General features: G+C 34.8%; 8 protein-coding genes. All 8 read right to left on the bottom strand.

Translation table 11 applies throughout. The features are described from left to right. Positions 1-58: 58 nt before the first annotated feature. The 8 genes from F8153_RS15725 to F8153_RS15690 all read right to left on the bottom strand — a co-directional run bounded on the left by F8153_RS15725 (position 59) and on the right by F8153_RS15690 (position 6,728). Complete coding sequence (locus F8153_RS15725; RefSeq protein ID WP_151867308.1) at positions 59-502, bottom strand: GNAT family N-acetyltransferase; 444 nt, start codon at positions 500-502, stop codon at positions 59-61. 217 nt (positions 503-719) lie between these two features. After that, positions 720-1,766 (bottom strand): hypothetical protein, encoded by a 1,047-nt coding sequence (locus F8153_RS15720; protein ID WP_151867307.1) that lies wholly within the window; start codon positions 1,764-1,766, stop codon positions 720-722. Between the two features lie 43 nt (positions 1,767-1,809). Beyond that, entirely contained in the window at positions 1,810-2,127 is a 318-nt protein-coding gene (locus tag F8153_RS15715; RefSeq protein ID WP_151867306.1) for a GrpB family protein, read from the bottom strand. 133 nt (positions 2,128-2,260) lie between these two features. Continuing rightward, positions 2,261-3,043 (bottom strand): flavodoxin family protein, encoded by a 783-nt coding sequence (locus F8153_RS15710; RefSeq protein ID WP_151867305.1) that lies wholly within the window; start codon positions 3,041-3,043, stop codon positions 2,261-2,263. A gap of 91 nt (positions 3,044-3,134) precedes the next feature. Beyond that, positions 3,135-4,100 carry a radical SAM protein gene (locus F8153_RS15705; RefSeq protein ID WP_192929866.1) on the bottom strand — a complete coding sequence of 322 codons (966 nt, stop codon included), beginning with the start codon at positions 4,098-4,100 and terminating at the stop codon, positions 3,135-3,137. A 459-nt stretch (positions 4,101-4,559) separates the two neighbouring features. Further along, positions 4,560-5,123, bottom strand: coding sequence for a GNAT family N-acetyltransferase (locus tag F8153_RS15700; protein ID WP_151867303.1), 564 nt, complete (start codon positions 5,121-5,123; stop codon positions 4,560-4,562). 302 nt (positions 5,124-5,425) lie between these two features. Then, complete coding sequence (locus tag F8153_RS15695) at positions 5,426-5,983, bottom strand: AAA family ATPase (RefSeq protein ID WP_243137014.1); 558 nt, start codon at positions 5,981-5,983, stop codon at positions 5,426-5,428. A gap of 289 nt (positions 5,984-6,272) precedes the next feature. Beyond that, positions 6,273-6,728 carry a hypothetical protein gene (locus tag F8153_RS15690; RefSeq protein ID WP_151867302.1) on the bottom strand — a complete coding sequence of 152 codons (456 nt, stop codon included), beginning with the start codon at positions 6,726-6,728 and terminating at the stop codon, positions 6,273-6,275. Positions 6,729-6,896: the final 168 nt, after the last annotated feature.

The raw sequence follows: 6,896 nt of genomic DNA, 5'->3' as shown, positions 1-6,896 counted from the left end.
CACGTATTACAGGAATGCTTTACTTATTGCATTATCAAATAAAATTTCTACTTAATCTTCAAAAATCTTTCCTTAAATAAACCATATCAACCAATTGAATTCCATCCTCATAAATAGGGTGGTCATAGTTATTTGTAAAGAAACTTTCCACTCTATGTGATAATTCAAATCCACAATGTTCATAAAATGAAATCATCCATGGAATATCTCCTGTACCAACTAAAAGCGTTTTACACTTATCCTTGTAGTACTCAAATATATAACTTATTAGGTATCTTCCATAACCTTTTCCATGATATTTTTCATATGTAGCTAAATTTTTCAGTCCACAGATATTTTCATCTTCCTGCGTTACTACACAAATGCTTTTTAAATCTCCATCATATAGGGCAAATAATTCTCCCCGCTCTAAATATTTATCAATCATATCTTCTTGTTCATCTGCTAGTAGTAATAAATCTAAAAAAGACTTTTTATTTCCTTTAATAATTTTGACTTCCATTATTAACCCCTCCTATAAAACAACTATTCTAGGTAGCACCTTATAGCTGTTCTTTCATCAAAGCCCTACTCCCATATCCGCGACACGATGTCGCGTTAAATGCTTTCAATGGCTTATCACGTTTCAGTATTTACGCGCTCTTGAACTGGACTCTACAGATAGTCCGTCATGGTGGTGCTTGCCACCGAAAAAGAAGGTGTAGTAATTAATAAAATGTTTATTTCTTTTGCAAGCTTGACACTTCTTGATCAAACCACGTTTTAATATCATTTCGAATATCTAAAACAGAATCATCCAATGATATGGGAAGTCCACGACAACCGCCATCACAATGACCGATTTCTCTTTTTCTGCCGCAGCCATATCCCTTTGCAATCAGTTCCTGCAAAATTGGTAAAAAGGTTTTAATGGTGTCAGTGTATTCGTGGGTCTTTGTCGATTTCACATTGATGTGATAGCCGTTGTTGAGGGAAGCGTTAATTCCCCATAAATCTTTCCGTTTATAACAATACTTTATATAGATATGAAACCCTTTTACCTCCACAGCACAGGTAAGTCCACTATCCAGATAGCGCTGATGCAGTTGCAGAATGAAATCCTGTACATCTGCGGATAAAGGCTTTATGGTATCCTGCAGGATGGAAAGCACATCGGTTTTATCCTTTTTCAATACCCTGTAATCACAGCGCAAGAAAACATCCTGGTTGACGAGGGTACCATGGTCTATTTCTGCCATTGCCATGACCTTCAGGCCTGTCAGCATAGTGGGGTTATCTGGATATGTAATCTTTATGGCTTTTATGTTTGACAAGTTTTGCTTATTCTCATTTATATCTATGCCATCAATGCAAATGCCGCAATCCGCCAGAAACCGCAGGCATTGAAGGTTTTTGTTAACAGAAAGCTTTCCATTGAATACGGTATTTCCACAGACGAGAGATTGCTCGTTTTCAACTGGTGTGCCATAATAGCCAATGTTCATCAGTATGGTTTTTACATTGTGCAGGAACGGATAATACACCGAAAGGGTAGTGCGGTTTTCATATTCATGGGCAACTTTTTTGCTATTATCATAGATATCCCCTCTTGTGTATAAAACATTGTAAAGCCGAACCAAAAAGGCTCTAAAGGCCAGAACGCCCTCCCGTACCCTCTCTTCAGCTGAAACATTTGTATATGTAGGATTAATCCCATATGCTTCGTGAGTTTCGAGTACCATAATATCCTTTAAATAGCTTGCCACATCTTGAAGGGTTTTTCTCATATGTTTCACCTCTATTAATTTACTTTACTTTATATCTCTAAAACTAATTTTCACTCAGTAAACCACATTTTTTATAAATTTCATTAATGCATTCACTTTTGAATGCCATATAGCTATCTATATCTTCTGGAAACTTTTCAGCTGCCCGAAATTTTGTAAAACTATACTTTTCTCGATCTTCTTTGTGTTTTCTTAAATGATCTCTTAAAGCAATGTGCCTTTTTAATTCCTCAGAATTCTTTGTGCAAACATATAGATGATGCTTCATAAACTCTTTCAATTCATAGTATCCAAAAGCTTCCCTATCTTTTATCCCTAAATCTCCTTCATGATAAAATGTATGATTATTAATATATTTTATTAATCTATACCATTCATCTCTTAGCTACTTTCTCTATAAAGTGATATTCAAACCAATTATTGCTTATGTACATCCTTTTCAATTCACAAGTCATATCGAATATCAGCTTGTTCAAATACAGCCTTATTAGGTTTTATACTAGATTAATGATATTCTTCCCTAGCTCATAAGCTCTATTGATTTCATCCTCTTTGCTATACAAGTCATCAATTGTATTAACACCTTTTATTGATAAACTTGCAATAGGTGTAATGCCAAGATGTCCATAATAATGCTCAATTGATTCAATAATATGAATATTTTCTCTATCACTTTGACCTGCTCTTATTGCTACAGATATACCTTTTTTCCCTTTTTGAATAGCAATCCTATTCTCATTTGTATCACAATATGGAGTACTCCTATCAAAAAACACCTTTAATTGACCTGTAATATCTCCCCAGTAAGATGGAGATGCTATTACTACAATATCTGACTTTAACAAATCACTCATAATAGTATCCATATCATCATTTTGGATACATCTTCCACTATATTCATAACATTTTTTACATCCTAAGCAAAAATTAACATTCATATCTCCAAGACAGTATCTACTAACTTCAACATTACTTTCTCTCATACCTTCAATAATTTTATCAACAATAGCTGCTGTACTTCCATTTGAACGTGCACTTCCTATAATACAAATTATTCTCATTTTGACCTCTTTTTTATCTGCAAAGTTCTTCTTCAAATTTAACTCATGAACGAGTTGGTCTTTGTAGGGCATTTTACATAACATTTTTATATTTACGACGCCTTCGAACTGGACCCTCCTGATCCTGCCAACCTGGCAGAACTTCGTTCCCGGTGAAGGGATGTGGTGCTCTGACCTTCCCCCAAGAACGTGCTCTCCAGCACCTGCCGTAAACACAGTTTTATCTGTAGTGCCAAAGCCTCTTGTTCAGAGAGTGCCATGAACGGCACTCCCTTTAACAAAACTCTAAAATTCATAATAAAATACATCAACATTTTGTACGATTATTGGCTGATAATTCATTGTTTATTTTATGACATATATTGCAGATGCTATAACACTTTGTATAATCAATTGATATTCTATTTCTTTCTGCGAACTCAATTAGGGCTGAAGTACCCCCTGTCATAATGGCACTCATACATTCATTATCATATGGATTGTATCGGGACACAATTTCTTCGATGCTCTCATTATAAATATTACCAATAACAAATCCACAAACCATAACGTTTCCGTCTGGTATCACTTGTATTGAAGTTATATTTGTTAATGGCTCTGTATAAGGCATTGATCCACACGAATCAGATAAATCTAATTGAGGCTTATCGTAATACTCTGCTAAGTATTCTACAGCGTTTCCTGCCATAAAAATATTGTTTCCATTTGAAACAGGAATTTTCAAATCTGTAAATCTAGCGAGTATTTCTTTTGTTATCAAATTATAGTGACTATAGTACTCTTCATTTAAAACCCAAGCAGGATGGAGCTGAACTCCATGAATACCAACTTTTTTTACACATTTCGCAAAGCTATAGACTGCTTCGAATGGGATAATCTCTTGGTGGAATACATCAACAGATAGCAATAAATTATTAACTCCCGATTTCTTTAATAATGATGCATCACTCATTAGCCTTTCATCATTTTTAGAAAAATAGCCATTTGTTATCAGTTGTCTGGTACCTATGCCACATAAAGCAGCTGTTTCATGAATTTCACAAACTACATCAGGATATAATAGCGGTTCTCCTCCAAATGTCATTATAGATGACACAGAAAATAGTTGAGAAAGCTTTTTAATTGCATCTGATGCTTGTTTTGTCGCTATGTGCTTAAAATGGGAACTCTTGTTAATCTCTTTTCCTACAGAGCAATGCTTGCATTTTCCACTACATTGGTAGGTTGTAACGAACTCAATGCGGTTTATGTTTAAATAAGGAGATTTATTCATAACTGAACCTCTTTTCATTTTTAGTTTTGAGTATTATGAAAAACGGTGCAGTTACCTGACAACATATATACTCCTCGATGCGGTCTGCTGCCAGATTTATCACTGCACCGAGTAGCTACATCGTTTACTTCTAATCAAAAGACTTCACATCCCTTCATATTTCAAATATGAGTGTCTATATTTTTTTTTTGAATAAATAAAATATAAACTATTCTTAGAAGGTTATCTTTATAAAATACCGCATGAAGACTGGGTCATCGTGGCATTTTAAGCTCATAAGATCTTCACTAGAATGAAAAAATCTAGGCTTATAATTCTTCATATTAAACATTGGGAGCACCTTACTTTCTATTAACATGGTGTCACATAACGCTTGTTCAGTTTCCGATGTCCTACACGGTTTTTTGTAGGATATTGGAAACTGTATGTTATGTGAAGTCAATAGCGGAAGACCACCTTTCACTTTGCTTCATAATCTCTCTTTAATATAGCCATCACTATACCATCCCAGAATTGACCTTTATAAAATTCCATTTGTCTTAGTAAACCCTCATTAATAAAGCCATTCTTCTCAAGAACTCTAATTGAACTGTCATTTCCTGGTGTAATATAGGCTTCAATTCGATTAGATTTCAGCTCATAGAATGCATACCTTACAAGTAACTTAACCGCTTCACTTGCATATCCTTTATTACGCTCATTATGATGTATATGATAGTATAGCATACACTTCTTATTCCACTCATCAAATCCAAAAATGCCGCAACTGCCCACTAATATATTTCTTGTTACATCTTCTATACCATATCTTAACTCACTCTTATCAACAAAGTCTTTATTTGACTTATTAATCAGAGCTTCTGCTTCTTCAATTTTAGTATAAGGAATCCAATCGTCTAGTTTGGCAGAATCTTCATTTGAGTAAATGTCATAAATTACTGATATATCTTCAAGTTTTAGTTTCCTTAACCTAATTTTCTTTGATTCTATCTTTTCAGGGAATTTAATTTCATCCAATTTCATTAACCTTCATCTCCTCTTCTATAGAATTATTAAATATATATTTGTGTTATATAAATTTACTCTTATTACGAAAAACTAGCTAGTGATTTCACCTAACGTTCCAGTGTTTACGACGCCTTCGAGCTGGACCCTAAAGATAGACCGTCTTGGCGGTGCTTACCACCCAGTGAGAAGGTGTGGTGCCTGACCCTGCTTCATTATGGCTATGGATTCAGTTCCGGTGACCTTGCCTCCAGCACCCCTGTGTAAACACTTTGTTAGGTGATGGAAACTGCGATTACTTCCACTAATTATGTTAGAGCTTAATATTTATCTTCACTTATAATATCTTTAACCTTTTGTAATTTCTCCTCAATCTCTATGTCTTCTTCAATTCTGAGGACTTTGCAATTTAAATTATTTAGCCATTGCTCATGTAACTTTTTACTTCTTATATCTAAATCACCTAAATCATACTTTGATGCCCATTCCATAAATTCTAAATGTTGTTCATACATTTTTCCACCAGGGTTTATTTCTTCACCATATCTTCTCTTTTCTCTATTTAGTATTCTATTTAACCTAATTTCTTCTGGTATCCATAAGAAAACCACTAATTCAAATTTTGGGATAAATATATCTCCCCAACCACATAAGGACCCAGACAGTACCCATTTATCTACATTGTCGAGTTTTTCACCTAATAGCTTAATTCGTTCACTCACTTCTCTTATGTGCTTAAATGGCGGGTCAGTCTTAACCCAGAAGAAGTTATCGGTGTCTAAATGGTTATAACTAAATTCTTGACTAAGTCTTTCAGCAAGCGTTGTTGTTCCAGATCCTGAAGCCCCTAAAATATGAATTCGATTAATCAATATCACCCCAACCCCCTATTCTTTGTTTTAACAACCTGGCAAAGCTAGCAGTTTCTGACACATAACGTTTCTGTGTTTACGACGCCTTCGAGCTGGACCCCAAAGATAGACCGTCTTGGCGGTGCTTCGCTTCCGGTGAAGGGATGTGGTGCGCTGATCTTTCCATCAACACGCGCTGCAAGCACCTCCCGTAAATACGCTGTTATATGCCGTCAGTTACACTAAACCTACTAATTCCACAATAAAATATTTTACTGTCTTTCAATGACGCATTTAAAAGATAAGATGCAACAGATTATTGATAATCTCTAATATTTTCTTCTGCTATTGGGGACTGTACCCGATAAATAGTAACGGTTTCGGGTAATAAATCCTCATTATACTCAATGTCATAGAAATTAGCTATTAAACGATTTACCTTTCCAATAGAAAAGATATTGTATTCCATACTTTTATCACCGAGATTATTATACTCTAAGTTAAAGGTATTAACGAAACCGCCAGCTCTCTCTCGAATGCTTTTCACTAATAAATCATTTTCATAATACATTGTAGTAGTATCTGTAACTTCTCCGTCAGCTGTGGTAATAACACCTTTTAGCATTTTTCCATCCTCATCTAGATATTCCGTTCCAATATAAGATATACTTCCATCAGAACTGTAATGAGTTAGCGTCCGAGTCTTATCCCCATAAGAATACACTGTACGGATTTCTAAACCGCCTTTAGAGACAGTCTTCTTTTCTATCAATAAGTCACTTTCATAGTAATAATAGGCAGTATATGATAATACATCATCTGAGAATCCTTTTTCTTCAATTAGTTGATTGTTTTCATATAGAAACTCAATACGTGTTTCAGAATCATCATTCTTAGAGACTTTCTGAATAATGTTCTCGGATTGTCCCCCTTATTTTGG

The organism is Alkaliphilus serpentinus (assembly GCF_009017255.1).
GTDB lineage: Bacteria > Bacillota > Clostridia > Peptostreptococcales > Natronincolaceae > Alkaliphilus_D > Alkaliphilus_D serpentinus.
This window is presented reverse-complemented; position numbering and strand designations above follow the sequence as displayed.